At 66.8% G+C, this 26566-nt stretch carries 17 protein-coding genes and 1 tRNA gene; 4 read left to right on the forward strand and 14 right to left on the reverse strand.

All coding sequences use genetic code 11. The features are described 5' to 3' along the window. Nucleotides 1-104: 104 nt before the first annotated feature. Nucleotides 105-293: a hypothetical protein gene (locus SCLO_RS13180; protein ID WP_123905511.1), complete on the reverse strand. Its 189-nt coding sequence runs from the start codon at nt 291-293 to the stop codon at nt 105-107. A gap of 233 nt (nt 294-526) precedes the next feature. On the opposite strand from SCLO_RS13180, the gene SCLO_RS13185 reads away from it, so the two are divergent. Further along, on the forward strand, nt 527-2125 hold the full coding sequence (locus tag SCLO_RS13185; protein ID WP_083949124.1) for a recombinase family protein: 1599 nt from the start codon (nt 527-529) through the stop codon (nt 2123-2125). On the opposite strand, the gene SCLO_RS13190 is transcribed toward SCLO_RS13185, so the two are convergent. After that, nucleotides 2085-2160, reverse strand: a tRNA-Glu gene (locus tag SCLO_RS13190). The two genes, SCLO_RS13185 and SCLO_RS13190, sit on opposite strands and share 41 nt — an antisense overlap. A 100-nt stretch (nt 2161-2260) precedes the next feature. Continuing rightward, nucleotides 2261-4027 (reverse strand): single-stranded-DNA-specific exonuclease RecJ, encoded by a 1767-nt coding sequence (gene recJ / locus SCLO_RS13195; RefSeq protein ID WP_066519061.1) that lies wholly within the window; start codon nt 4025-4027, stop codon nt 2261-2263. A gap of 163 nt (nt 4028-4190) precedes the next feature. On the opposite strand from recJ, the gene SCLO_RS13200 reads away from it, so the two are divergent. Together SCLO_RS13200 and SCLO_RS13205 are read left to right on the forward strand one after the other, a co-directional pair. Then, nucleotides 4191-6293, forward strand: a complete 2103-nt coding sequence (locus tag SCLO_RS13200) for an autotransporter assembly complex protein TamA (protein ID WP_066519005.1) — start codon at nt 4191-4193, stop codon at nt 6291-6293. Next, nucleotides 6293-10480 (forward strand): translocation/assembly module TamB domain-containing protein, encoded by a 4188-nt coding sequence (locus tag SCLO_RS13205; protein ID WP_066518999.1) that lies wholly within the window; start codon nt 6293-6295, stop codon nt 10478-10480. Before SCLO_RS13200 ends, SCLO_RS13205 begins: the two co-directional genes overlap by 1 nt. Before the next feature lie 22 nt (nt 10481-10502). Here SCLO_RS13205 and SCLO_RS13210 read toward each other — a convergent pair whose 3' ends face one another. The 11 genes from SCLO_RS13210 to dapA all read right to left on the reverse strand — a co-directional run bounded on the left by SCLO_RS13210 (nt 10503) and on the right by dapA (nt 24362). Beyond that, the gene (locus tag SCLO_RS13210) at nt 10503-11117 is read right to left on the reverse strand and encodes an alpha/beta fold hydrolase (protein WP_096362139.1); all 615 of its coding nucleotides are present in this window, start codon (nt 11115-11117) and stop codon (nt 10503-10505) included. 62 nt (nt 11118-11179) lie between these two features. Further along, nucleotides 11180-14650: an error-prone DNA polymerase gene (locus tag SCLO_RS13215; protein ID WP_066518993.1), complete on the reverse strand. Its 3471-nt coding sequence runs from the start codon at nt 14648-14650 to the stop codon at nt 11180-11182. Further along, nucleotides 14647-16251: a Y-family DNA polymerase gene (locus SCLO_RS13220; RefSeq protein ID WP_231923232.1), complete on the reverse strand. Its 1605-nt coding sequence runs from the start codon at nt 16249-16251 to the stop codon at nt 14647-14649. Before SCLO_RS13220 ends, SCLO_RS13215 begins: the two co-directional genes overlap by 4 nt. Next, nucleotides 16139-16954, reverse strand: a complete 816-nt coding sequence (locus SCLO_RS13225; protein WP_066518991.1) for an ImuA family protein — start codon at nt 16952-16954, stop codon at nt 16139-16141. Before SCLO_RS13225 ends, SCLO_RS13220 begins: the two co-directional genes overlap by 113 nt. A gap of 72 nt (nt 16955-17026) precedes the next feature. Then, a complete protein-coding gene (locus SCLO_RS13230) occupies nt 17027-17806 on the reverse strand; it encodes a transglutaminase-like domain-containing protein (protein ID WP_066518989.1) in 780 nt (259 codons plus the stop codon). Nucleotides 17807-18251: 445 nt separating this feature from the next. Beyond that, the gene (gene recA / locus SCLO_RS13235; RefSeq protein WP_066518987.1) at nt 18252-19325 is read right to left on the reverse strand and encodes a recombinase RecA; all 1074 of its coding nucleotides are present in this window, start codon (nt 19323-19325) and stop codon (nt 18252-18254) included. 99 nt (nt 19326-19424) lie between these two features. Further along, nucleotides 19425-19784, reverse strand: coding sequence for a response regulator (locus SCLO_RS13240; protein ID WP_066518984.1), 360 nt, complete (start codon nt 19782-19784; stop codon nt 19425-19427). An 83-nt stretch (nt 19785-19867) separates the two neighbouring features. Beyond that, nucleotides 19868-22294: a hybrid sensor histidine kinase/response regulator gene (locus tag SCLO_RS13245; RefSeq protein ID WP_066518983.1), complete on the reverse strand. Its 2427-nt coding sequence runs from the start codon at nt 22292-22294 to the stop codon at nt 19868-19870. Nucleotides 22295-22343: 49 nt separating this feature from the next. Next, nucleotides 22344-22952 carry a DUF2062 domain-containing protein gene (locus SCLO_RS13250; protein ID WP_231923416.1) on the reverse strand — a complete coding sequence of 203 codons (609 nt, stop codon included), beginning with the start codon at nt 22950-22952 and terminating at the stop codon, nt 22344-22346. After that, on the reverse strand, nt 22952-23434 hold the full coding sequence (gene smpB / locus SCLO_RS13255) for an SsrA-binding protein SmpB (RefSeq protein WP_066518976.1): 483 nt from the start codon (nt 23432-23434) through the stop codon (nt 22952-22954). The genes SCLO_RS13250 and smpB overlap by 1 nt, the downstream gene beginning before the upstream one ends. Before the next feature lie 49 nt (nt 23435-23483). Beyond that, on the reverse strand, nt 23484-24362 hold the full coding sequence (gene dapA, locus SCLO_RS13260; RefSeq protein WP_066518973.1) for a 4-hydroxy-tetrahydrodipicolinate synthase: 879 nt from the start codon (nt 24360-24362) through the stop codon (nt 23484-23486). Nucleotides 24363-24510: 148 nt separating this feature from the next. Between dapA and SCLO_RS13265 the strand changes: the two genes are divergently transcribed. Further along, nucleotides 24511-26556, forward strand: coding sequence for a lytic transglycosylase domain-containing protein (locus SCLO_RS13265; protein ID WP_096362140.1), 2046 nt, complete (start codon nt 24511-24513; stop codon nt 26554-26556). Nucleotides 26557-26566: the final 10 nt, after the last annotated feature.

Consider the following 26566-nt stretch of genomic DNA (forward strand, 5'->3'; position numbering starts at 1 on the left):
ACTCGGAACCAGAGAGTCCCGCAAAGTTCCCACACGCTACCGCAAGGCAGCAAGCCAGCGTTGCGAGCGCGGGCGGTGGAAAGAAGGCGCTCTCGGCCTCTGGATCAGCGCGAGACCGCAGCGTCGGTCATGAACCACGCTTCACGCGAAGGGACAAATTCTCGAAGGAATTGCTCGCCGACGCCTGCTCCGTATTTGCGCGCCGCCTCGGCCGGCCCGTGTCCGAAGACGAGGCGCGCGCACTGCTTGGTGATCTTGCGGATTATTACGCGATCGCAATCGATCACGCCCAAGCCGTAAATCATGGCCCTCAGCCATCCCAAAGGAGAGAATAATCATCGTCCCAGCCACGCAATGACAATCGGTCCCGAAGTCAAACAGCGACTTGACCGAGGGATGCCGAATCGGAATAAATGGTGAACAAATCGGGCGGCGCTGTTGCGCCCCGCCTGCCTGTGACGTGCGTCTTTCATCCCTGAAGGAGAAGGGGTGTTGCGCCCGGGTGTCCAATAGGGAGTTTTGAAGCATGGCGAGGCCACGGACGGCACCGAAACGCAAGACGACGCGCGCGATCGATCAGTTCGCGGCCCGCAAAGCCGTCGTCTATGCTCGCGTATCCACAGCCGAACAGGAACGCGAAGGCTTTTCCATTCCCGCGCAGCTAAAGCTGCTCGCCGAATATGCCGGTGCGAACGACATCAACGTGGTTGCCGAGCACATCGATATCGAAACCGCGAAAAAAGCGGGGCGCACCGAGTTCGAGGCGATGTTGACCTATCTTCGCCGGCATCCATCTATCCGCGTGATACTCGTCGAGAAGACGGACCGCCTCTATCGTAATTTCAAGGACTATGTGACGCTCGACGAACTGGATGTCGAAGTTCACCTGGTCAAGGAAGGCGTCGTTCTCTCTCGCGATTCCCGGTCCAGCGAGAAGTTCATGCACGGCATCAAGGTGCTGATGACGAAGAACTATATCGACAACCTGTCTGAAGAGGCCCGGAAGGGCATGAACGAAAAGGCCGCGCAGGGATATTGGCCGACCTTGGCGCCGCTCGGATATCGCAACGTGCGCAGCGACTCGGGCAAGAAGGTGATCGAGATCGATCCCGAGACGGCGCCGATCATCATCAAGCTGTTCGACCTGTGTGCGACCGGCAATTATTCGATGAAGGAACTGGCCGGAAAGGCGGGCGAACTGGGCCTCAAATATCGCAGGAGCCGCAAGCCGATCGGGACGAGCACGCTGCTCTATGTGCTGCGCAACCGGATCTATACCGGATCATATGAATGGCACGGCAAGCTCTATCGCGGTTTGCATCAACCGATCGTCTCGCTCGAAACATGGGAGAATGCGCAGGAAATCATCGACGGCCGCAGCGCGGCCAACCTTCGCGCCAAGCCCGTGGAATTCACTTACACCGGGCTCATGACGTGCCGGCATTGCGGCTGCGCGGTCGTCGCCGAACTCAAGAAGAAGAAATATATCTACTACCACTGCTCGGGCTTCAAAGGGAAATGCCCTGAGCCCTATGTGCGGCAGGAAGCCCTCGATACCCATTTCGAGAACCTGCTCGCGCGCTTGCGACTCGATGATGAGATATTCGGTCTTGTGCAGCGTGCGCTGCGTGAAGGGCATGTCGATGAACGCCGCGATCGGGAAGAGAAGAAGGCGGCTCTCATCGCCGAAGCCGGCGAACTCCAGGATCGTCTGGATATGATCTATCTCGACAAGGTGCAGGGCCGGATCACCGCGGAATTCCATGATCGCATCTCCGCCACATGGCGAGATGAGCGCGCCCGCGCTGTGCGAGGCCTGGAAATCCTCAATGAGGCCGACGATGAGTTTGTGGACGACAGCATTGCGCTGCTCGATGCGGTGCGCACGGCGCACAAAGGCTTCGCGGAGATGTCGATAAGCCACAAACGAAGGGCTCTGAATCTGGTCCTCCAGAACTGCTCCTGGGCCGACGGACATCTGTTAGCCGAGTTCAGGGAACCCTTTGGAATGCTTGAGGAATTGTCGCAAAATTCCCTAGTCAGGAAGAGGCCTGTTTTGACCTCTGGAGACTGTTCTGACAGTCTGGTGACCCCTACGGGAATCGAACCCGTGTTTCAGCCGTGAAAGGGCCGCGTCCTAGACCGCTAGACGAAGGGGCCACATGCAGGTCCGCTCAGGCGTCGCTGCGAAGCGAGGCGGGCATTAGGGGTTGGCTTCGCGGCGGTCAACCCCTTTAGGTCATCAAAATGCAGCTTTGCCTCAATCGGCCCAGGCGGCGTCTTCCAGATGGAGTTCGGCGGCGGGGCGCGGGCCCCAATCGTCGATCCTGGCGCGGCCCGCGGCCCAGAGACGCCGGTCGCGCGGCGCGGCAAGGATGGCCTGGCCCATGTCCGTTTCGGCCTTGCGGAAGGCGATGGTCTTGATCGAGCGGCCGTCGTCGCCCGCCATGATCGCGCGCAAATGGCCATTGCCGACGACATCGGCCCGGACGACGCGCATCGGCCCGGCGGCGATGAGCGGGGCGGGCCAGCCTGCGCCATAGGGACCGCCCTGCTCCATCGCCGCCACGAAATCGGGATTGACCCCGGCGGGCGCGAGCACGGCGTCCAGCATCAGGGCGCGATCGTCGCGGGCGCGGGCCACGGCGGCGGAAAGCCGTTCGTCGAGGAAGTCGGCCAGCGCGTCGAGCTTGTCCCCCGCGACCGTCAGGCCCGCCGCCATGGCGTGACCGCCACCCGCGACCAGCAGGCCGCTGTCCTTGGCCGCCAGCACCGCCGCGCCCAGATCGACGCCGGATATGGACCGGCCCGATCCCTTGCCGGTGCCTTCTTCATCCAGCGCGATGACGATGGCGGGGCGGCCCGCTTTTTCCTTGAGGCGGCCCGCGACGATGCCGATGACGCCGGGATGCCAGCCCGCGCCGGAGACGAGCGCGACGGCGCGATTGCCCTGCGCCGCGAGCAGGGCTTCGGCCTGTTCCTGCACCAGCGATTCGATGGCTCGGCGTTCTTCGTTCAGGCGGTCGAGTTCGGCGGCGATGCGGGCGGCTTCCAGCGGATCGTCGGTGGTGAGGAGGCGCACGCCAAGGTCCGCCTTGCCCACGCGCCCGCCCGCATTGATGCGCGGCCCCAGCGCGAAGCCCAGATCGTGGCAGAGCGGCGCGCGGCTGAGCCGGCTTGCGTCCATCAGCGCGGCGAGGCCGATATTGCGGCGCTTGGCCATGATCTTGAGGCCCTGCGCCACGAAGGCGCGGTTGAGGCCGCGAAGCTGCGCCACGTCGGCGACCGTGCCCAATGCCACGATGTCGAGCAGTTCCATCAGCGGCGGTTCGGCCCGCGCCGCGAACCATCCGCGCGCGCGCAGCGTCCGTATCAACGCCGCGCCGAGCAGGAAGGCCATGCCGACGGCGGCGAGATGGCCGTGGGCGGCGGCTTCCTCCGCTTCGTCGAGGCGGTTGGGATTGACCAGCGCGAAGGCTTCGGGAAGGGCGGCGGCGCATTTATGATGATCGACCACGACGACATCGACGCCGGCCTGCTTCGCCATGGCGAGCGCGTCGAACGCCTGCGCGCCGCAATCGACGGTGACGATCAGGGTCGCGCCCTCGCCCGCCAGCCGGACCAATGCCTCGCCGGAGGGGCCATAGCCTTCCATCAGGCGGTCGGGGATATAGGGCCGGGCGGCAAGGCCGAGGTCGCGCAGCAGGCGTATGAGCAGCGCCGCGCTGGTCGCGCCGTCCACGTCATAATCGCCGAAGATGCGGACATCCTCCTGACGCTGCACCGCGTCGGCGATCCGCCCGGCAGCGGCGTCCATGTCGCGGAACAGGCTGGGATCGGGCATGAAATGGCGGATGGTAGGATTGCGGTGCGCTTCCACCGCTTCGCGCGGGCAGCCGCGCGCCAGGAGCAATTGCGTCACCAGATCGTCGGGGCGGTAATCCGGATCGCGGGCGTCGGCGCCTTGCCCTCGCCAGCACCATGGCTGGCCCGACAGGGAACGGGAAATGTTGAGCGCGATCGTCATGCCATGGCTGTAGACCGCCCGCGCCGCCGAGGGAAGCCGGCGACCGATCGTAACGGTTTCGGAACCGCTCAAGCCTTTGAGCGTATTGTTATTTCGACACGCCTGTGAAAGAGCGGACAAGGAAAGGGGCAAGGGTTTGACGGGCGACAGGCGCAGGACCGGGATGGGACATGCCATCGGCATGGCTATGATCGCGGCGTGGCCGCCCTGCCTGATGGCGCAGACGACGCCGCCCGCACCTTCCTCCGCCAACCCGGAACAGCCCGCCTCCGAACCGGAAAAGCCGATCCTGCCCGACGACCAGTTCGAGCAGCGCCTGCCCCCTCTGGGCGAAGGACAGCCGGAGAGCGGCGCGCCGCTGCCGTCCATCGATAGCTGGCTGGACCAGCAGATGCCGCAGAGCGCCGAGGTCCCGGAGGAATTGCCACCCGCCACCGAACCGCCCGCCGATACGGAGCTGGCCCAGCCGCTGCCGCCGCTGGACAGCGTGACGGTGCCCGAGCAGGTCGCGCAAAGCGTGCCCGACGAGAAACTGCCGCCGGTCCATTATGCCGTGTCGGTGGAAGGGTTCGAGGATACCGGGCTGGAGGACCAGTTCCGCGAGGCGTCCGCCCTGGTCGACGGCAAGGGCAAGGCGGACACCGCCGCCATGGTGCAGGCCCGCGCGCAGGAGGATGAGGCGCTGGCTGTGCGGCTGCTCCAGTCGGAGGGCTATTATGACGGGACGGCCCTGGCCTCGCTGGACCAGGCGGGCGACGGCACGTTGCGCGCGGTCGTTTCGGTGACGCCGGGCAAACGCTACAGGATCGGCGAGATCGTCATCAACGCCGGACCGACCGTGCCGCCCGGCCTGGTCCGCGACAGCCTGCCGCTCAAGACGGGCGATTATATCGTGGCGACGCGGGTCGAGGGGTCGGAGGCGAATGTCGCGCTCAAGCTGCCGGAAAACGGCTATCCCTTCGTCAAGGTGGGGGACCGGGACATATTGCTCGATCCCGAAACGGTGACGGGGGATTATACGCTGCCGGTGGAGACGGGGCCGCGCGGTTCCTTCCGGGGCATCACCACCAGCGGGGACAAGCAGGCTTTCGGCGCGGACCATATGACGGTCATCAGCCGCTTCAAGCCAGGCGAACTGTATGACAGCCGCAAGGTGGACGACCTGCGCAAGGCGCTGGTGGCGACGGGACTGTTTTCCAGCATCGCGGTCGATCCGGTGCAGACGGGCGAACCGGGGCCGGACGGGACGGAATATGTCGACCTGCATGTCGAGCAGGAGGCCGGGCCGCCGCGCACATTGGCGGGCGAGGTCGGATATGGCACGGGTCAGGGCTTCCGCGCGGAAGGAACGTGGACGCATCGCAACATGTTCCCGCCCGAAGGCGCGCTGATCGGGGGCGTGATCGCGGGGACGCAGGAACAGGGCGTGTCGGGCACCTTCCGCCGGTCCAACGCGGGCAAGCGCGACCGGACCTTCCAGGCGGGCGTCAACGTCAACCACCAGAAATATGATGCCTATGAAGCGTTCACGCTGGGCCTCAACGCCAGCATTTCGCGCCAGTCGACGCCGATCTTCCAGAAGCGCTGGACCTATGCCTATGGCGTCGAGGTGCTGCTTTCGAACGAAAAGACCACCGTCGACGAAAGCACCGGCGACGCCAAGCGGCTGACCTATTTCATCGGGGCGCTGCCGATGCAGTTGGGTTATGACCGGTCCGACGATCTGCTCAATCCGACCAAGGGGGTGCGCGCCAATCTGCGGCTGTCGCCGGAAGCGTCCCTGCAAGGCAATGTGTCGCCCTATGTGCGGGCGACCTTCGATCTTTCGGGCTATTATCCGGTGTCCGACAGCCTCGTCATCGCGGCGCGTACGCGCGTTGGCACCATCACCGGCGCGGCGCGGGACGATATCGCGCCGTCGCGGCGCATCTATGCGGGCGGCGGCGGATCGGTGCGCGGCTTCGGCTATCAGGAACTGGGGCCGAAGGACGCGAACAACGATCCCATCGGCGGACGGTCCGTGAACGAGTTCGCGGTGGAGGGCCGCTATCGCTTCGGCAATTATGGCGTCGTCGCGTTCGTCGATGCGGGGCAGGTCTATGAAAGCTCCATGCCCAAATTCTCCGACATCCGTTATGGCGTGGGCATAGGCGGGCGCTTCTACACCAATTTCGGGCCGTTCCGCGCGGACATCGCCATGCCGATCGACCGGCAGCCGGGCGAGTCCAAGTTCACGCTCTATATCGGCATCGGGCAGGCATTCTGATGGCGGACGATACTCCCCCTCCCCCGCGCGCCGGACGCCCGCTCTGGGCCAAGATCGCCATCGGCGCGGCGGGCCTTGTCGTCGCGCTGGCGGTGCTGGTCGTCGGGCTGCTGCTGTTTCTCAACACGCAGCCGGGCAAGAAATTCCTGATCCGCCAGATCGCCGCGCTCGAAATGGAATCGGGCATGAAGATCGAGGTCGGGCGGATCGACGGGTCGATCTACAGCGACATGACGATCCGCGACCTCGTGCTGCGCGATCCCAAGGGCGTGTTCGCGGTCAGCCCGGAAGTGCATGTGGTGTGGAGCCCGTTCCGCTACATCCACAACCATATCTCCGTGCGGCTGCTGGAAAGCCCGCTGGTGGTGCTGGCGCGCAGCCCGCAGTTCAACGTGACGGAAAGCGACCCCAACGCGCCGATCCTGCCGGACCTCGACATCGACGTGGACCGGATGAAGCTCGCCCGCTTCATCCTCGCCAAGCCCGTCATCGGGCAGAAGCGGGAGATCGCCATCGATGGCGTGACCCATATCGCGGACGGACGGGCGCAGCTTTCGGCCAATGCGGTAGTGGACAGCGGCGACCGCCTGCAGGCGAGCCTCGACGCGGTGCCCGCGCAGAATCGCCTCGCCATGAAGGGCACGCTGACCGCGCCCAAGGGCGGCGTGATCGCGGCGATGGCGGGCCTGACCGACGGCATGACCGCGACGCTGGACGGCAAGGGCACGTGGCAGGCATGGGACGGGCGGCTGGTCGCGACATCGCCCAAGGGCGAACTGGCGAATATCGCTCTGGCGGCGCGGGACGGGAATTTCACCGCCAAGGGCCCGGTGCGGCCCGGCCTCGTCTTTGCCGGGACGGTGGACCGGCTGACCGCGCCCGCGCTGGACGTGGACCTGTTCGCGGGGCTGAACGAACGGCGCGTGAACCTGAAAGGCAGCCTGCGTTCGCCCGCGCTGGCGGCGACCGCGCAGGGCTTGATCGACCTCGGCAAGAGCCGGTTCAGCGCGCTCAAGATCGACGCCGCGCTGCTGACGCCCGGCGCGATCATGGAGAAGGTGCGGGGCAAGGACGTGCGCGCCACCGTCATCCTCGACGGGCCGATGGCGACGCCCTTCGTCGATTATGACATCACGGCGGCGATGCTGGCCTTCGACGCGACGGGCATCGAAGGGTTGAAGGCGGGCGGGCGGGCGGTGATCGACGCCGACCGCATCCGCATCCCCGTCAATGCGACGGCGCGGCGGGTGACGGGGCTGAATGCCGCCGCCGGGGGCCTGCTCGAAAATCTGCGGGTGAAGGGCGATTTCGCCTATGCGGGCGGGAAACTCATCAGCGACAACCTCAAGATCAACAGCAACCGGATCGACGCCACCGCCATCGTCCTGGCGGACCTCGACAACGCCCTTTATCGCGGGGCGCTGAAGGGCCGGGTCAACGATTACAAGGTCGATGGCGTCGGCATCGTGAACCTGACCACCGACATGGAACTGGTGCCCGGCCCGAAGGGCGGCTTCGGCCTGTCGGGCAAGTTCGGCGTCAGGACGGCGCGCTGGGAAAATGCGTCGGTGCGCGACTTCCTGGGCGGCAATGCGGTGGCGAGCGGGCGCATCGGGATGACGCCGGAAGGCAAGTTCACGCTGGCGGGCCTCAAAGGCGCGGCGCCCAATTTCCAGATCCTTTCCGGATCGGGCAGCTATGACACCGACGGCGCCATCGCCTTCGACGCGGCGGCGTCATCGAAGCAATATGGGCCGCTGGCGCTGACGGTGCGCGGCACGATGGAGCGGCCGCAAGCGGTGCTGCGCGCCGCGCGGCCCAATGTCGGCGTGCAACTGCATGACGTGGTGGCGAAGCTGAACGGCGAGGCGGCGGGATACCGGCTGGAGGCGACGGGCGGGTCGGATTATGGGCCCTTCTTCGCCAATGTGCTGATCCGCACGGCGCAGGGACCGCTTACCATCGACATCAGCAAGGCGCGCTTTGCGGGCGTGGACATGGCGGGGACGCTGCGCCAGACGCCCGCCGGACCGTTTGCGGGCCAGCTTTCGATGAACGGTTCCGGCATCAACGGCGCGCTGCGGCTGGCGGCGGTCGGCAAGGCGCAGGGCATCGATGTGAACGCGACCGCCAGCAATGCGAAGCTGCCGGGCGAGGCGAACGTGGTGATCGGGCGGGCGATCGTGACCGGCTCCATGGTGATGGGCGACCAGCCCCGCATCCTGGGCGACGTGCAGATGGCGAACGCGGCCTATGGCGATTATGTGGTGCGCAAAGCGCGCGCGAAGATCGACTATCAGGGCGGACGCGGACGGGCGCAGCTTGTCGCCGACGGGTCGAGCGGCGTGCCCTTCTCCATCGCGGTCAACGCGGCGTTGCGCCCGACGCTCTATGCGGTGGCGGTGCAGGGCAAGGCGAGCAATGTCGACTTCCGGCTGGACAAGCCCGCGATCATCCGCATCGAACAAGGCGGATACAGGCTGGAGCCCGCGACGCTGGTGCTGCCGCAGGGGCGGGTCGATCTGGCGGGCCGCTTTGGCGACAGCACGGCCTTGCAGGCGCGGTTCAAGGATTTCGACCTCGCCATCGCCAATATGTTCAGCCCCGGCATCGGCGTCGGCGGGCGCGCGACGGGGACGCTGGATTATGCGCAGCAGGGCAATGCCTTCCCCACCGCGACCACGCGCCTCGCTATCAGCGACTTCCGCCGGTCGAGCCTGACCGCCGTGTCCGATCCGGTGGCGATGAATGTCGAGGGCAAGCTGTCTTCGGCGGGCGGCGACATGCGCGGGGTGATCCGCAGCGGCAATGCGACGCTGGGCCGCTTCGTCGCGACGCTGGCGCCGCCGGGACCGGGCGCAAGCTGGTCCGAGCAGTTGATGGCCGCGCCGCTGGGCGGAGGCATTCGCTATGCCGGGCCCGCGGACGTGCTGTTCTCCTTCGCCGGCCTCGCCGATCAGCGGCTGGACGGGCCGATCGCGGTCGCGGCGGACTTTGGCGGGCGGGTGAATGCGCCGCGCATCAACGGCCTCGTCCGCGCCAATGCGCTGACCTATGAGAATGAGACGTTCGGCACGCGTGTGACGCAGATGCGGCTGGACGGGCGCTTCACCAACGACCGGCTGGAAATCCGCGACTTTTCCGGCCGCGCGGGCGACGGCACGGTGCAGGCGAGCGGCACGGTCGGCCTGGCGGCGGACAGCGGTTTCCCGATGAACATCGCGGTCAAAATGGATCGGGCCCGCCTCGCCCGCAGCGAGCAGATCACCAGCGTGGTGAGCGGCACCCTCAACATCACCAACAGCGCGGCCAACGGCGGCCTTATCAAGGGCGACCTGTCGCTGCCGGAGACGCGCTATCGCGTGGCGTGGCAGGGCGGGACCGAAATCCGCCAGCTTCAGGGCGTGCGGCGCAAGGGCGAAGGCACCGACATCCTCGACCAGCGACGCGAGGCGCGGCAGGCAACCAAGCCCGCCTTGTGGAAGCTCGACATCCGGGTGCGCGCGGACAATGAGATCTATGTGACCGGCATGGGCCTCGATTCCGAATGGAAGACCAACATGCGGATCACCGGCACCACCGCCAATCCGCGCGTGGTCGGCAAGATCGAGGTGATCCGGGGCCGCTACAGCTTCTCGGGCCATCAGTTCGAACTGGAGCAGGGCGTCATCACCTTCGACGGGGAGATGATGAACCCGACGCTGGCGATCCGCGCGGAAACGAAGATCGACGCGGTGACGGCGGGCATCGGCGTCACCGGCACGGCGCAGCAGCCCGACATCGCCTTCATCTCCAACCCGACGCTGCCGCAGGATGAAATCCTCTCGCGCATCCTGTTCGGCAGCAATGTCGCGAACCTGTCGGCGACGCAGGCGGTGCAGTTGGCCGTGGCGCTGAACGGGCTGCGGGGCGGCAGCGGCGGCCTTAATCCCATGGGCAAGCTGCAAGGCGCTTCGGGTCTGGACCGCATCGGCATCGTCGGCGGGGACGAGGCGACGGGGCGCGGCACATCGCTGGCGGTCGGGCAGCATATCTCCAACAATGTCTATGTGGAGGTCATCACCGATCCCAAGGGCTTCACCGCCACGCAGCTGGAGATCGCGCTGTCCAAGACGCTGAGCCTGCTGTCCAAGACCGGGACCAATGCGGGATCGTCGGCGAACCTGCGCTATTCGAAGGATTATTGAGGGGACGGATCAGCCTCCGCCCTCACCCGGGAGTGGTCGGCAGGGGAATGGCCAGATGATGCGCGATCTCGCTGGCGACCGTGGACACATGGGTCCGCGCCAGATCATGATCCGCGCCGGGAAGGATGCGAAATCGGACATGGGGCAGCAATGCCGACAACCGCTTTCCCACAGCGGGAGGACTGATAGGATCGGCATCGCCCCAGAGCAGAAGCGTCGGTGCAAGGATGGACGGCAGGCTTGCCGATAAATCCTCCGTCGGCTCGGCAATCCACGGTGCGGCGCGGGGATAGATGGCGAAATAGTCCGGTCGCCAATCCGACCCGCCCAGATTGGCCACCGGCACGCCACCGGAAGTGACGGCGAGCACCAGCCGCCTGACCTTTTCCGGACAGGCGAGCGCCAACCTGATCGCGATCAGGCCACCCATGGACTGCGCGATGATGTTGACCGGCCCGTCCATATGTTTCCGCACCATGGAAACAAGGTCGTCGAAGCCGTTCACATCCGGGTCAGCCGGTTCGTCGCCAAGACCGGGCCAGGAGAAAAAGACGCCGTCCAGCCGAGCATCCTCAGCCACCGGCTTCCAGAAGGACGCACTGCCCCCCGCGCCGGGAAGAAAGAGGTTTGTCGTCACGGATCGACTCATCCTGCGGGATATAATCCAGCCGACCCGAAATCCACAATCAACCTCCTCCCTCAATGAAAGTCCCGCGAGCCGGGGAGGATGCGGACGTTGCGGGGATGGCTGGAGGCGCGGGCGCGGGGTTGGGCGCTGTGGCCGCTGGTCAGGCGGTCGAGTTCGGCGGTGCGGTCGTGGACGCGGGACGCCATCAGGTGGACGACGCCTTCCTTGCTGCGCTGCACTTCCCCTTCCACCAGCATCAGGCGGGACGCCATGACCGGGCGGCGCTGCATTTCGAAGAGACGCGCCCAGAGCAGGGCGTTGGTGATGCCCGTCTCATCCTCGATGGTGATGAAGACGGCATTGCCCTTGCCGGGGCGCTGGCGCACCAGCACGACACCGGCGACGCGGACTCGCGCGCCGTTCTTCGCGGCGCTGACCTGCGCGCAACTGAGGACGCCTTCCGCCGCGAATATGGGGCGGAGGAATTGCATGGGATGGCCTTTCAGGGACAGGCGCGTCACCTGATAGTCGGTCGCGACATGTTCCGACAGCGGCATGGCGGGCAGCATCGCGTCCGGTTCCTCGCCCAGTTCGCGGGCGGCGGGATCGCGGGTCCGGGCGGCGGCGAACAGGGGCAGTTCGTCGGACGGGGTGCGGCGCGCTTCCCACAAGGCGGCGCGGCGGTCCTGCCCCAGCGAGCGGCAGGCGTCGGCATCGGCCAGCAGGCGCAGGGCGCGGGCGGGCAGGCCTGCGCGGCGGGCGAGATCCTCCATGCCGGTGAACAGGCCATCGGCGCGCGCCTTTGCCAATCGCTCTGCCCAATCCTCGCGGAAACCCTCGATCTGCCGCAGGCCGAGGCGCAGGGCGAGCGCCCTTCCTTCCCCTTCGCCCTGCGCACCGTCGCGGGATCGCAGCAGCGGTTCGAGCGCATTGTCCCAGCCGCTCATGTTCACATCGGCATCGTATACGGTGACGCCATGCTCCCGCGCGTCGCGGACGATCTGCGCGGGGGCGTAGAAACCCATGGGCTGCGAATTGAGCAATGCGCAGGCGAAGATCGCCGGATGATGGCATTTGATCCAGGCCGACACATAGACGAGCCGGGCGAAGGACAAGGCGTGGCTTTCGGGGAAACCGTAGCTACCGAACCCCTCGATCTGCTTGAAGCAGCGCTGCGCGAAGTCGCGATCATAGCCGCGCGCCGCCATGCCCTCGATCATCTTTTCGCGGAAATGATGGATGGTGCCGACATTGCGGAAGGTCGCCATGGCGCGGCGAAGCTGGTTCGCTTCGGCCGGTTCGAAGCCCGCGGCGGTGATGGCGAGCTTCATCGCCTGCTCCTGAAAGAGCGGGACGCCGCAGGTCTTGCCCAATAGCTGTTTCAGTTCGTCCTTCGGTCCATGCTCCGGCGAAGGATAGGGATACACCACCTTTTCCTCCCCGCAGCGGCGGCGCAGATAGGGGTGGACCATATCGCCCTCTATGGGGCCGGGGCGCACGATGGCGACCTGTATGGTGAGGTCGTAGAGATCGCGCGGGCGCAGGCGGGGCAGCATGTTGATCTGGGCGCGGCTTTCCACCTGGAACACGCCGATGCTGTCGCCCTTGCACAGCATGTCGTAGACGGCGGGGTCGCTGGACTCGATGTCGACGGTGAGCTTCGGATGGCCCAATCCCTGATCGCGCATCAGGTCGAACGCCTTGCGGATGCAGGTCAGCATTCCGAGCGCCAGCACATCGACTTTCATGAGGCCGAGCGCGTCGATGTCGTCCTTGTCCCATTCGATGAAGGTGCGGTCCTCCATCGCGGCATGGTGGAGCGGCACGGTTTCGTCGAGGCGGTTCTGCGTCAGGACGAAGCCCCCGACATGCTGGGAAAGATGCCGGGGGAAAGGCTTTTCGAGCAACTGGCCGACGATCGCCTGCAACCGCGCGATCTGCGGATTGCCGGGCGCGAAGCCGGCTTCCGCGATGCGCGCCTCGCCCATGTCGCTGGAATAGCTGCCCCAGACGGTGCCGGCGAGGCGGGCGGCGATATCTTCGCTGAGGCCCAGCACCTTCGCCACTTCGCGCACGGCGCTGCGGGCGCGGTAATGGATGACGGTCGCGGCGATCCCGGCGCGGTGGCGGCCGTAACGCTTGTAGATATATTGCATCACCTCCTCGCGCCGCTCATGCTCGAAATCGACGTCGATGTCGGGCGGTTCGCCCCGCTCCTCCGACACGAAGCGGGAGAAGAGCAGGTCGTGCTTGGCCGGGTCGATGGAGGTGACGCCCAGCAGGAAGCAGACCATGGAGTTGGCCGCCGACCCCCGCCCCTGACATAATATGCCCTCCATCCGGGCGAAGGCGACGATGTCGTGGACGGTCAGGAAATAATAGGCATAGTTCCGACTGCCGATGAGGCCGAGTTCCTCATCCAGCAGCGCGCGTACCCTGGCCGGGATGCGCGGGCCGTAGCGGGCATGGGCGGCGGCGAAGGTGAGTTCCTCCAGCCATTGCTGGGCGGTCCATCCCTCGGGCACCGGCTCATGCGGATATTCGTAGCGAAGCTGGTCGAGCGTGAAACCGACGCGATCGAGGAAGCGGACGCTTTCCGCCACCGCCTCCGGGCAGGCGCGGAACAGACGGGCGATGGCGGCGGGGGCGTGGAGATGGCGCTCCGCATTCGCCTCCAGCCTGCGCCCGGCCTGCGCGATGGTCGTGCCTTCGCGGATGCAGGTGAGGACATCCTGGAGCGGGCGATCGGCGGGCGTGGCGATGAGCACGTCCATCGTCGCGATGAGCGGCGCGCCGGTGCGGGCGGAGAGCGCCCGATAATCCGCCAGCCTGCGCGCGTCGCGGCCGTCGCGGCGCAGCGCAGCGCCCAGCCAGACCCGGCCCGGCGCGAGACGGGACAGACGGAGGAGCAATGCTTCCAGATCGGCGGGCGGCGGGGGCGGAAGGAGGCTGAGATGACCTTGCGTCACGGCTTCGGGGGAGGGGCGTTCGTCATGCTCATAGTCCACCGGCTTGCGGTGGGCGGTCTGCTCGGTCGCGGTGGACCATGGCAGGACGATCAGCAGCAGGTCGTCGAGATGGGCCGTAAGATCGTCATATTTCAGGATGCAGTCGCCCTTGACCGAGCGCAGATTGCCGACCGTCAGCAATTTGGTGAGTTCGCCCCACCCCCGCCGCGTCGCGGGATAGGCGACGATGTCGGGCGTGCCGTCGGCAAAGACCAGCCGCGCGCCCGTCAGCAGCTTCATGTCGGGCACGCAGGCGGCCTTTTCACCGGGCGTCAGTTCGGCATCCGCACCTTCCCGCGCCCGCTTGTCCGCCAGCATGGCGTCCTGCGCGTCGGCCACGATCCGCCGCAACGCCGACCAGGCGCGGACCACGCCCGCGACCGTGTTGCGGTCGGCTATGCCCAGCCCCTTGAGGCCCAGCAGGATCGCCTGCCGCACCATATCCTCGCCATGGGATGCGCCGCGCAGGAAGGAGAAGTGGGTGGCGGCGACCAGTTCCGCGAAGGGCGGCGGATCGGGCGGACGGGCGCTCATGCGAACAGGCCGTGCAGATACCAGCCGGGGCGCGCCGCCTCCGCCCCGTAAAGGCCGTAGCGGAAAATCCAGTAGCGGCGGCCGCGCGCATCCTCCACGCGGTAATAGTCGCGGGTGCGCCCGATGCTCTCGCCCGCGACGGCGCCGCCGGGGGCCGTCCACCATTCGGGCGCGATGCGTTCGGGCCCTTCATAGCGGGTGACTTCGTGCAGCGCCCGCCGCCAGCGGAAGCGGTGGGGCGGGCCGTCCGGCACCTCCGCGATGACGTCGATGGGCTGGGGCGGATCGAAGAGGTGGAGGGGACGCATCGGCGGATCGCCGGATGCCTCCTGCCGGGGCCATGGGGCGGGAGCGGAGCTTTCCATCGCGGGCAGCGCCAGTTGCGCCTGTTCAGGGATATGGCTGTCGCGCGGGTGGAGGCGCTGAATCTGCATCCGGCCCGCGCGGATCGAAAGCCGGTCGATCAGGGCGGCGATGCCTTCCTCCCGGCGCGCCTCGCCGCCTTCCAGCGCGAGTTGGGTGGGCGCCATCGGCTCGGCGCGGGGCACGGTGAGGCGCAGCATATCGAAGCCGAAGCCGGGGTCGAGCGGGTCGGAAAGGCCGTCGACCTTCTCTTCGATCAGGCGCAGGATCGCGGGAGCATCGCGAACGGGCAGGCTGGTCTCGACGCGCAGGGGAAAGGCGAGGCCGTCGCTACGGAAGAAGACCGCTTCGAAACGGCGTCCGCCCTGCCCCCGTTCGGCCAGGCGCTCGCCTGCTTCGGCGATCATCTCCGACAGGACGGAGAGGGCGTGGGCCGTGCTGGCCATGGGTTCGGGGAAGCGGCGCTCGACGCGGATGGCGGGGCGCGGGCGGCGGGGCGCGAGGGGGCGCTGGCCAAGGCCCAGCAGGCGGTGGAGCGCGTCCACCGCCTCCTCCCCGAAGCGGGCGGCGAGCGTGGCGGCGGGGCGCGCGGCAAGGTCGCCTACGGTGCGCAGGCCAGCGCGGCGCAGGGCGACGGCGCTTTCCTCCTCCAGACGCAGCGCCTCGACGGGCAGGCGACGCAGGGCGGCTTCCTCATGGGGGGCCGACGCGATGGGGAAACGCGCGAGCGCATGGGCGGCTTCGGGCGTGGATGCGAGGGCATGACGCACCTCCATGCCATGCCGGTCCAGACGGTGGGTGGCCTCATGGGTCAGGGCGGCCTCCCCGCCCCAGAGATGCGCGCAGCCGGTGATGTCGAGCATCAACCCGGCGGGCGGATCGAGCGCGGCGATGGGCGTATAGCGGGCGCAACCGTCGCACAGGCGCTCCAGCCAGTCCTGATCGGCATGGGGGTCCGCATCGAACAGGACCAGATCGGGCTCCCGCGCGTGCGCGTCGGCCAGCGTCATGCCGAGGGCGAGGCCCAGCTCCAGCGCGGCGGCGTCCAGCGCGGCGAGATGCATCGCACCCCGCACCGGCTCCACAATCGCGCAGGGCGCGCCTTCGGGCCGCGCGGTCCAGAGGTCAGGCCGCGCGATCCGCAGCCGGTCGAACGGCAGGAAGGGAAAGTGCAGGGCGAGATAGCGGCGCGCCGCCGTCCCGTCCCCCCTCGTGCCTTCCATGATCATCGCGTTCATCGCGCCCGTCTCCAAATTGGCGTCGTTCACTGTCCCAGGTCAGGCGCCACGCCATGCCGTCCCGCCCACCGCGATGGCGGAGCAAAGTGAGGTCGAAGGCGCTCATGCCCGGCGCGTTCCCAGGCAAGGGCGTGGAAGGCGCGGCGGCCACCCGCCAGCGCGTGTCGGCGGCGCTGGGCGTCGGATCGGCGTCCGTCCGCAACAGCAGCGCGGTGACGCCCGATTGCTCCGCCGCCAGCGTCAGGCGGCGGCTGGCCGTCAGGTCGAGGCGCGGCGCACGACCCCGGATTTCGAGCAGCAGCGCGCCAAGCGCGGGGCATCGCAACGCCTCCACGGCGGCGCGGAGCAGCATCGCCTCATCGGACATCGCGCCAAGCAACAGATGCGCCGGATCGATTCCCAGGGCGGCGAGGCCGGGGCCATAGGGCGCGCCCTGATGCGCGGCGGTGGCGGGACGCAGCCACAGGGTCGTGGCTTCCGGTCCCGCCAGATGCGCGAGGATCAGGGAAAGGCCGGTAGCGGCCGCCTCCCCGCCTTCGCCGGCGAAAAACTCATGCACCCGACCCCGCGCCAAACCACCGCCCAGCACCCGGTCGATCGGCGCATGGCCGAAAGAGAAATGGGCATGATGCGCCGCGCCCCTGCTTTCCAGCGAAGCGATGCGCCGTTTGAGGGCGGTAAGGGTCCGGGCCGACTCGATCATCACAAATGTTCTTTGTTTGTTCTTTTCTCTTCCGCACACCTTCCTGTCAATTGCCCGCAGCCTGCGCGCGGGTTAAAGCGACGTCACGGCGATGGACTGGCTGTTCAGCGTCGCGGTGCCGAAAATCGTCATGAAAGCGACGTCCGTCGCATCGCGGCCCACGGCGATGCGGACCATGCCTTCGAGGGGCGCAAGTCCGGTGGCGTCGACCAGATGCCAGGCCCCATCCAGCCACACTTCCACGACGGCATGGAAATCGGGAGGGTCGAGGTCCAGCGCATAGACGGACACGAGCCGGGCAGGAATGTCGCAGGCGCGGATCAGCGCGGCGGTCAGATGGGCATAGTCGCGACAGATGCCCTGTTGCAGGACGAAGCTGTCGACCGCGCCGGTCGTCGCGTCCGAACTGCCAGGCGTATAACGCAGATTGTCCCCGACCCAACGCACGAGGGCCTGCACCAGCGCGCCGCCCTCCAGTCCGGGGAAATGCCCTTCGACGAAGCTGGCGAAACGGTCCGCCTCGCAATAGCGGCTGGGCCAGATGAAAGGGAGCACCGTTTCCGGCAAATCGGGCAAGGGCGATGCCCGCAAGCCTGGAAGGTCGGGCGCGATCCGTTCCACCTCCACCATCGCTCGATAACGCAACGTCATGCGGCCACTGTCCGCACGGGCCCATGTCCGGCGACCGATGCCGCTTCCCCCGCCCAGAGTGGAAACAAGTTCCGCCCCTTCGACGGTCAGGGACTGTTCCAGCACATGCTGATCGGGCATTTCCGCCGCTTCCAGCGCCAACAGGACATTGGCGGGATCGGCAAAATCATAATCCAGCACGCTTTCGATCGCGAGGCGCATAGCTGCCCTTTCCCTTGTTCCGCCACATAACCGGCCAATGCTTTGTCCGTTCCTCCTGCGCGATGCTTCGGCCATTTACGCGACCGACGAAGAAAGGCGATTATGCCGCAACCAATGGCTGGCTTGGGTGGGAAGCGGACGGTCTGCTTTCCTGACTCCGTTCGCCCTGAGCGAAGTCGAAGGGCACGACCGACCGTAGGGAGGCCACTTCGCTCCGCTCAGTGGAAGGCTTCGACTTCGCTCAGCCCGAACGGATGAAGGAGTGTCCGCTCCTGGCCGTTGAAGCGGACATGCTTCGCCCAGCTTTGCAGAGCACATGACCGCCCATGTAAAAGGCCCGCCATGCATCCTTGCGCGGCGGGCCTTTTCAGTGCGTGAAGCATGAGACGGGCGGTGTCGCGCCGACGGGCCTCCGGTTGATCCGACCGAAGGCTCCGGTCAGCGCTTATTCGCCATCGTCATCCGCTTCGGGTCCGGTCATCATCCCTTCGGCGACCTCCTCGGTCTTGCCGCGGATCGCCCGTTCCAGACGTTCCGCCATTTCGGTATTTTCCTTGAGGAAGGTCTTGGCGTTCTCCCGTCCCTGCCCGATGCGGACGGAGTCGTAGGAGAACCATGCGCCCGATTTCTCGACGATGCCCGCCTTGACGCCCAAGTCGAGAATCTCGCCGATCTTGGAGATGCCTTCGCCATACATGATGTCGAATTCCACCTGCTTGAAGGGCGGAGCGACCTTGTTCTTCACCACCTTCACGCGGGTCGCGTTGCCGACGATGTCGTCGCGATCCTTGATCTGGCCGGTGCGGCGGATGTCGAGACGGACCGAGGCGTAGAATTTGAGCGCGTTGCCGCCGGTCGTCGTTTCCGGATTACCGTACATGACGCCGATCTTCATGCGCACCTGGTTGATGAAGATGACGAGGCAGCGCGAACGGCTGATCGACCCGGTCAGCTTGCGGAGCGCCTGGCTCATCAGTCGGGCCTGGAGGCCGACATGGCTATCGCCCATCTCGCCCTCGATCTCCGCGCGCGGCACGAGCGCCGCGACCGAATCCACCACCAGCACGTCGATGGCGTTGGAGCGGACCAGCGTGTCCACGATCTCCAGCGCCTGCTCGCCGGTGTCGGGCTGCGACACGATCAGTTCGTCGATGTCGACGCCCAGCTTCTTGGCATAGGCCGGATCGAGCGCATGTTCAGCGTCGACGAAAGCCGCGACGCCGCCATTCTTCTGCGCTTCGGCGATGGCGTGGAGCGCCAGCGTGGTCTTGCCCGAACTTTCCGGCCCGTAGATTTCGACGATGCGGCCGCGCGGCAGGCCGCCGATGCCGAGCGCGATGTCGAGGCCCAGCGAACCGGTCGAGATCGATTCGATCTCGATCTTCTCGCGGCTGCCCAGCTTCATCGCCGAGCCTTTGCCGAATGCGCGGTCGATCTGGGAAAGGGCCGCTTCCAACGCTTTTTGTCTGTCCATTGTGCCTGTCTTCTTGGAATCGATGAGTGAGAGCATTGCGGTCATGGCCCTGTCCCCTGTCAAGCGGAGCGCGCCGATTCTTCCGGCGTGTGGCCACCCTGTATCCTGTTTGTTCCATAAGAACAAGAGGGGAACAGAATTTTCCTATTCCTTTTCCAGCAGCTTGCCCAGCGCGCGTTCCACCGCGCCGATGGTGAAGGGCTTGGCGAGCGCGGGCCGATCCGCATAGGCGGTCGGCAGATCATCGGCCATCCCGCCCGTCGCGAAAACGAAAGGGATGGCGTTTTCGACGAGGATGTCGGCGACCGGCCAGCTCTTTTCGCCCTGGAGGTTGCAATCCAGCAGCGCCGCGTCAAAGCCGCCCTGCCGCGCCAGCGCGCAGGCTTCCTCCACCGATGAGGCCACGGCGTGCAGCCGGTAGCCGAGCGTTTCGAGATAATCCTCCAGCATCATGCCGATCATCGCTTCATCCTCGACGATCAGGATGGATTTGCCGTCCGACATGCCTGCCTTTCCCTGTTGCGGAAACGCTTCGCTACCGTATCGGATGCGGCTTGCCCAGCCCTAATGGGCTGATCCAGCGCAAGTCATTCCGCCATCGGACGCAAGGCCAGCGCATCGCGCGCGGCTTCGGCCAACTGGCTGACGGAGAAGGGCTTGGGCAGGAAGGCGACATTGGCGATGTCGATCGACTTGCGCAGCTGTTCCTCGGCATAGCCCGACATGAAAAGCACCGGCAGGTCGGGGTGCATCTGCCGCGCGCGCGCGACCATGGAGGGGCCGTCCATATTGGGCATGACCACGTCGGAAATAAGGAGGTCGATGCTTTCGTCCCCGGCCAGAACCTCCAGCCCCTGTTCGCCGTCATGGGCGGTCAGCACCTTATAGCCCTGCCGCACGAGCGCGCGTTCGGCGACGGCGCGGACCATATCCTCATCCTCCACCAGCAGGACGGTGCCGCTGCCCCATGTCTCGCTGCGGCGGACGGGGGCCTGCGGGCGGGCGGCCTGATCGACGTCCGCGCCACGATAGACGGGGAGGTAGATGACGAAGCTGGCGCCGCGGCCCGGGTCCGATTCGGCGAAGATATAGCCGCCCGACTGCTTGACGATGCCGTAGACGGTGGAGAGGCCGAGGCCCGTGCCCTTCCCCAGTTCCTTGGTGGTGAAGAAGGGCTCGAAGATCTTGGCCAGCACGTCGGGCGCGATGCCGAGGCCCGTGTCGGAAACGCGCAGGGCGGTGTAGTCGCCCGCCGGCAGGATCTGATGCCCCATTTCGCGCACGCGGGCGGCGGGCACGGCATAGGTCTGGATGTTGAGCGTGCCCCCCTGCGGCATGGCGTCGCGGGCGTTGACGGCGAGGTTGACGATCACCTGCTCCAGCTGGCCGGGATCGGCGCGCACCGCGCCCAGATTGCGGCCGTGGCTGACCTCCAGCCTGACGCTTTCGCCGAGCAGCCGTTTCAGCAGGTTGGAGACGTCCGCCACGATGTCCGGCAACTGGAGGATCTGAGGACGCAGCGTCTGCTGGCGGGAGAAGGCGAGCAACTGCCGCGTCAGGCCCGCGGCGCGATTGCTGTTCGACTTGATCTGCTGAATGTCGTCATAGTCGCTGTCGCCCGGCGTATGGCGCATCAGCATCAGGTCGCAATGGCCGATGATCGCGGTCAGGATGTTGTTGAAGTCGTGCGCGACGCCGCCCGCGAGCTGGCCGATGGCCTGCATCTTGGTCGCCTGCGCCACCTGCCGCTTGAGCCGGCTTTCCTCGCTATTGTCCTTGAGGCTGAGGAGCACCGCCGCTTCGCCCAGGCCGCGCACGCCCGCCAGACTGAGCGCGGTCGGCTCGTCGGGCTGCTCGCGCAGGCGCACGGCGATGTCGCCCGACATTTGCGGGCCGACCGCGAAACGGCGCACGGCGTCGGCCACCGCCGCCTGATCCTCCCGCACGACGAGGTCGCCGGGATAGCTGGTCTTTTCTCCCGGCTTCAAACCCACGGCGCGGCAGAAGGCGTTGTTGAGGAACAGCATCCGCCCGTCGCGATCCGCCATGGCCAGGCCGAAGGGCAGGAGCGAGAGCAGCGTTTCGATATAGGACAGCGCGGAGGTGCCCCCGCCGCCGCCCGGCTCGTCGATCAGGAGGAGGAGCATCGGCCCATCCTGACCGCTGCTCTGCCCGCCCCCGCCCGGCTGGGCCGCGCGGCGCAAGGGCACCTGGAGCAGGCGCAGCGGCAGGCCCCCGGTCTGCTCACGGGCGAGGAACAGCCGTCCCTTGTCGTCCACCCGCATGTGCGAGGCGAAATCGCGGCCTGTGGCGTTGGCGTCGATCCGCCCCACCGCGCGCAGCAGGAATGCGCCATTGGCGGCCCGGATGCGCCCTTCCCCGCCGATCAGCACCGCCATGACGCCCGCCTCGCCCAACTGCCGCCCCGCCTCGCCGGTCAGCAGGCGATGCACATCGTCCAGCGCGCTCGGCTGGCGGACGGGGGTGAAGCGCCAGAGCAGATAATCCTCCGCCCGGCCCGTGCGGCCGACCTCCACGTCCAGCCGCAGCGCGCCATGCGACAAGCCGCGCACCGCCGCTTCGCCATCCTTCCACGCCTTGCGCGCGGCGGCGGCGAGCTTTTCGGTGACCGCGCCGTCCGCGACCACGGCGGGCGGCGTGGGATAGCCCGTGAACCATTCGCCGAAGAGGTCGCTGGCACAGAGCAGGCGGCCGGTGCGGTCGGTGACGGCGATGGCGACATTGGAGGCATCGGCGGCGGCGCGGGCCACGGTCCAGTCCGGCACCGCTTCGCTGTCGGGCGCGGCGGGGGGATAGAGACGGCGGAACCAGGAAAGCAGCGCCGCGATCATCAGGACGGCGGCGGCAAAACCGGCCGCCAGCGCCCAGTCGCCGACCGCGTAAAGGACGAGGCCGGCGGAAACCAACGCGGCGGCGATCAGCGACGGCAAGGCGAGGCGCGACGGCGGCCGCGCCAGCCACGCATCATCCCTGCCGTTCAATCGCGTGGCCATGCCGCGCTCCCCCTGCGCCCGCTTCGGAACCGCTTCCCGCCTTCAACGATCAGACGGGTGCGATTTCCTCCAATGCGCTGCTTTCGGGCGGCTTGCCAGTCCTCAATTTGCGCGCGTGCCATTTCCGGCCCATGCGATGACGCCAGAACCAGTCGGCGAGGAAATAGCCGATAGCGGCGGCGGCGAAGGAAATCAGCGCCAGACCGAAGAGCAGGGCGGGCGCGGCCTCCGAAAAGAGCCAGGCGCACCATTGGCCGATGCTCGCATGACCGTCGACCAGCGCCATGAAGCCCGACGCGTCGGCGGTGCGGCCCAGCATCCAGTTGCCGATAAAGACCGACGCCCAGAGGATGAAGGGCGTGGTCGCCGGATTGGACAGGAAGGTCATGGCGGCGGCGATCGGGATGTTGGCGCGGAAGGGCAGCGCCAGCAGCGCCGCGCCCGCGATCTGGACGCCGGGAATGAGCAGGAAGATTCCGACCAGCAGGCCCAGCGCCACGCCGCGCGGCACCGACCGGCGGGTGAAGCGCCAGAGCGAGGGTTCCAGCACGCGATGCGCCACCGGGGCCAGGAAGCGGTTGTTCTCCAGCGATTCACGGGTGGGGGCATTGGCGTGCCACCAGCGGGCGAAGCGCCCCATGCTCGCTTTAGGGCCCATCATCCGTGCGCCTTCATGATGCGCTGCTGGTCGCGCTTCCAGTCGCGTTCCTTGATCGTCTCGCGCTTGTCATGGGTCTTCTTGCCCTTGGCCAGCGCCAGTTCGACCTTCGCCTTGCCCCGGCTGTTGAAATAGATGGACAGCGGCACCAGCGTCATGCCCTTGCGCTCGACCGCGCCGTGCATCCGGGCGATCTCCCGTTCGTGCAGCAGCAGCTTGCGGGGGCGCCTGGGTTCGTGATTATGGCGGTTGCCGTGGCTGAATTCGGGGATGTTGCTGTTGACCAGCCACACCTGCTGGCCCTTCACCTCGGCATAGCTTTCGGCGATGTTTCCTTCACCAAAGCGCAGCGACTTGACCTCCGTCCCTTGCAGGGCGATGCCCGCTTCGAACACATCCTCCAGAAAATATTCGAAGCGCGCGCGCCGGTTCTCGGCGACGATCTTCTTCTTGTCGAATGTTTCGGGACGGGGACGGGCCATGACTTCCAGAACTAACCTATGCGCTTTTCAATATAGGATCGCCGGCGGGTCAGACCAGACCCGCGATCTCCAGCGCCCGGTCGACCGCTGCCCGGCTCGATTCCGACGGCCATGTGATCGGCAGCCGGACGTCGCCGGGCATGTCGGGCCGGACGCGCGTGAGGGCATATTTGACAGGCCCAGGTGAAGAATCGCTGAACAGGGCGTCGTGCAGCGAATAAAGCCGGTCGTGCAGCGCCAGCGCGCCGGTCCAGTCGCCCTTGGCGCAGGCGGCCTGGAACTCGGCGCACAGGCGAGGCGCGACGTTCGCGGTGACGGAGATGCATCCCCGGCCACCCGACGCGTTGAAGGCAAGCGCGGTTTCGTCATTGCCCGAAAGCTGGCAGAAGTCCGGTCCGCAGGCGAGGCGCTGCGCGGTGACCCGCCCCAGATTCCCGGTGGCGTCCTTGATCCCCACGATGGTGCCGAAATCCTGCGCGAGGCGATGGATCACCGGCACGCCGATGTCGGTGATGGTGCGGCCGGGCACATTGTAGATCAGGATCGGCAGGTCGCAGCGTTCGGCCAGATAGGCGTAATGGCGGTAGATGCCTTCCTGATTCGGCTTGTTGTAATAAGGGACGACCACCAGCGCGGCGTCCGCGCCCGCCGACTGCGCGGCGAACATATGTTCCAGGGCAATGCGCGTGTCGTTCGATCCGCAGCCCGCGATCACCGGCACGCGGCGCGCCACCTGGTCGACGCAGATCGCGATCACGCGATTATGTTCCGCCACCGTCATGGTCGAGCTTTCCCCGGTAGTTCCGCAGGGGACGAGGCCGCTGCTGCCCTCCGCGATCTGCCAGTCGACAAAGGCGCGGAAGGCGCCCTCGTCGATCGCCCCGTCGCGAAAGGGCGTCACAAGAGCCGGCATGGACCCCGAAAACATGTTTTTACTCCTTCTATTCTCCGGGATTCCGGGGCATTGTCTGCTTGAAGCGGGCGCTATAGCGCGTCATTCAGGGCCTGATAAGGATGCAATTGCGATTATGTCCATAATGCGCTCTCCCTTTTATCCTGATGGTTTGATGGTCCGTATGCCCTTGATCGCCTTTTTGCTCGCCACCGCCAGCGCCAGCGCGCAGGTGGAAACCCCCGCCGCCTCCAGCAATCCCAACTTCCCGCCCGGCGCGGTCGTCCAGCCGCTTCCGCCGCAGGGCAGCAGCAGCGACAGCCAGTGGAATCGGGTGAGCGGGCGGATCGGCGTTTCCCAGGACGCCTCGATCAATGGCGCGATCAGCCAGTGGCGCGCCTTGCAGCAGAGCGACGGCCTGGGTTCCTCCACCTATATGAGCTTCATCATGGCCAATCCCGGCTGGCCGGGCGAGGACCGGATGCGGCGGCTGGCGGAAACCGGGATCAATCCCGACAGCTACGATCCGCGGCAGGTCTCGGCCTTCTTCGCCCGCTTCCCGGCGCGCACGGCGGTGGGCCATGCCCGCAACGCGCTGGCGCTGATGCAGCTGGGGCGGATGGACGAGGCGCGCGTCGCGGCGCGCAATGCGTGGACCGGCGGATCGCTGTCGCCCACCGACGAGGCGCGGCTTCTCCAGCTTTTCGGATCGGGTTTCAGCGCCGCCGATCACGACCAGCGCGCCGACATCTTGCTGTGGGGCAATGACGTGCCGGGGGCGATGCGGATGCTGGCCTATGTGCCGCCAGCCCGCCGCCCGGTCTATGAAGCGCGGATCGCCTTCCGCCAGAAAGCGCCCGACGCCACGCTGAAGATGCAGGCCGCCGAAGCGCTGGGCGCGACCGATGCGGGTTTCGTCGCGGACAAGGCGATGTGGCTGCGCAACACCGGCAACTGGATCGGGGCGCGGCAATATCTGGCCAACCGGCCGACGCTCGCCTTCCGGCCCGGCAATGCCGAGAAATTCTATGAGACGCTGCTGGATCAGGCGCGCGCTTCGGCGAACGACAAGCAATGGAGCTTCGCCTGGGGCATCGCCAGCAGGATCGACGATGCCTATGCGCCGGGCACCGATGTCAGCACCCGGCCGATCGGCGAGCGCGACGATTATACCAGCCTTGCCTGGCTGGCGGGAACGACGGCCTTCTACAATCTCAACCGGCCCTCCGACGCGGTGACCATGTTCCGCCGCTACGCCGCCGCCGCCAAATCGCCGCAAACGCAGTCCAAGGGCTATTATTGGGCGGGACGCGCCGCGCTCGGCGCCGGGGACGCGGCATCGGCCAACAGCTATTTCCAGCAGGCGGCGGTCTTCCCGGATCAGTTCTACGGACAGCTTGCGCTGGAGCGGCTGGGCCGTCCCATCCCCGCCCCCACCGTCCATGAACAGGCGGTGGAGATCGCCGCCGCCGACCGGGCGGCGTTCAACAACCGCTCCGTGGTCCGCGCCGTCCGGGCTCTGGGCGCGATGGGCTATTGGGAGGACCAGAGCAAGTTCGCCCGCGCCATCGCCAATAATGCCGACAGCGACAGCGATCATTATCTGGCCGCCGAACTCGCCAAGAGCATCGGCCGCACCGACATGAGCGTGATGGTCGGCCGCCGCGCCGTGTCGAGCGGCCTCACCGGCTATGGCGAAAGCGCTTTTCCCCGGGTGCCGGTGCCGCCTTCGGCGCAGTCCCACTGGACGATGGTCCACGCCATCGCGCGGCAGGAAAGCCAGTTCGACCGCGCCGCCGTCAGCCATGCGGGCGCGCGCGGGCTGATGCAGCTGATGCCCGGCACCGCGCGGGAGCAGGCGGGGAAGCTGGGAATGGGTTACAATCCCGGATCGCTGACCACCGACACCAGCTATAACATCATGCTGGGATCGTCCTATTTCGAGCGGATGCTGAACTATTATGGCGGCAGCTATCCGCTGGCGGTGGCGGCCTATAATGCGGGGCCCGGCAATGTGAACAAATGGATCGCGGCCAATGGCGATCCCCGGATGCCGGGCGGCGACTGGCTGCGCTGGATCGAGAGCATCCCGATCTTCGAGACGCGCAACTATGTGCAGCGGGTGTTGGAAAATGCCGTGGTCTATGAAGCGATGAACCCGGACCGGGCACGTTTCCGGGGCACCAATGCGGTGCTCAGCCGCTATCTGGGGAAGCAGACGCCGGGCTGAAGCTTTGCTG

Origin of the sequence: Sphingobium cloacae (assembly GCF_002355855.1) — a bacterium.
GTDB lineage: Bacteria > Pseudomonadota > Alphaproteobacteria > Sphingomonadales > Sphingomonadaceae > Sphingobium > Sphingobium cloacae.

Excerpts from the sequence above, each read along its gene's own strand:
- SCLO_RS13185 (WP_083949124.1), top strand. The coding sequence starts at position 527 with ATGGCGAGGCCACGGACGGCACCGAAACGCAAGACGACGCGCGCGATC.
- recJ (WP_066519061.1), bottom strand. The coding sequence starts at position 4,027 with ATGACGATCGCGCTCAACATTTCCCGTTCCCTGTCGGGCCAGCCATGG.
- SCLO_RS13200 (WP_066519005.1), top strand. The coding sequence starts at position 4,191 with ATGGGACATGCCATCGGCATGGCTATGATCGCGGCGTGGCCGCCCTGC.
- SCLO_RS13205 (WP_066518999.1), top strand. The coding sequence starts at position 6,293 with ATGGCGGACGATACTCCCCCTCCCCCGCGCGCCGGACGCCCGCTCTGG.
- SCLO_RS13215 (WP_066518993.1), bottom strand. The coding sequence starts at position 14,650 with ATGAGCGCCCGTCCGCCCGATCCGCCGCCCTTCGCGGAACTGGTCGCC.
- SCLO_RS13220 (WP_231923232.1), bottom strand. The coding sequence starts at position 16,251 with ATGAACGCGATGATCATGGAAGGCACGAGGGGGGACGGGACGGCGGCG.
- SCLO_RS13225 (WP_066518991.1), bottom strand. The coding sequence starts at position 16,954 with ATGATCGAGTCGGCCCGGACCCTTACCGCCCTCAAACGGCGCATCGCT.
- SCLO_RS13230 (WP_066518989.1), bottom strand. The coding sequence starts at position 17,806 with ATGCGCCTCGCGATCGAAAGCGTGCTGGATTATGATTTTGCCGATCCC.
- recA (WP_066518987.1), bottom strand. The coding sequence starts at position 19,325 with ATGACCGCAATGCTCTCACTCATCGATTCCAAGAAGACAGGCACAATG.
- SCLO_RS13240 (WP_066518984.1), bottom strand. The coding sequence starts at position 19,784 with ATGTCGGACGGCAAATCCATCCTGATCGTCGAGGATGAAGCGATGATC.
- SCLO_RS13245 (WP_066518983.1), bottom strand. The coding sequence starts at position 22,294 with ATGGCCACGCGATTGAACGGCAGGGATGATGCGTGGCTGGCGCGGCCG.
- SCLO_RS13250 (WP_231923416.1), bottom strand. The coding sequence starts at position 22,952 with ATGGGCCCTAAAGCGAGCATGGGGCGCTTCGCCCGCTGGTGGCACGCC.
- smpB (WP_066518976.1), bottom strand. The coding sequence starts at position 23,434 with ATGGCCCGTCCCCGTCCCGAAACATTCGACAAGAAGAAGATCGTCGCC.
- dapA (WP_066518973.1), bottom strand. The coding sequence starts at position 24,362 with ATGTTTTCGGGGTCCATGCCGGCTCTTGTGACGCCCTTTCGCGACGGG.
- SCLO_RS13265 (WP_096362140.1), top strand. The coding sequence starts at position 24,511 with ATGCCCTTGATCGCCTTTTTGCTCGCCACCGCCAGCGCCAGCGCGCAG.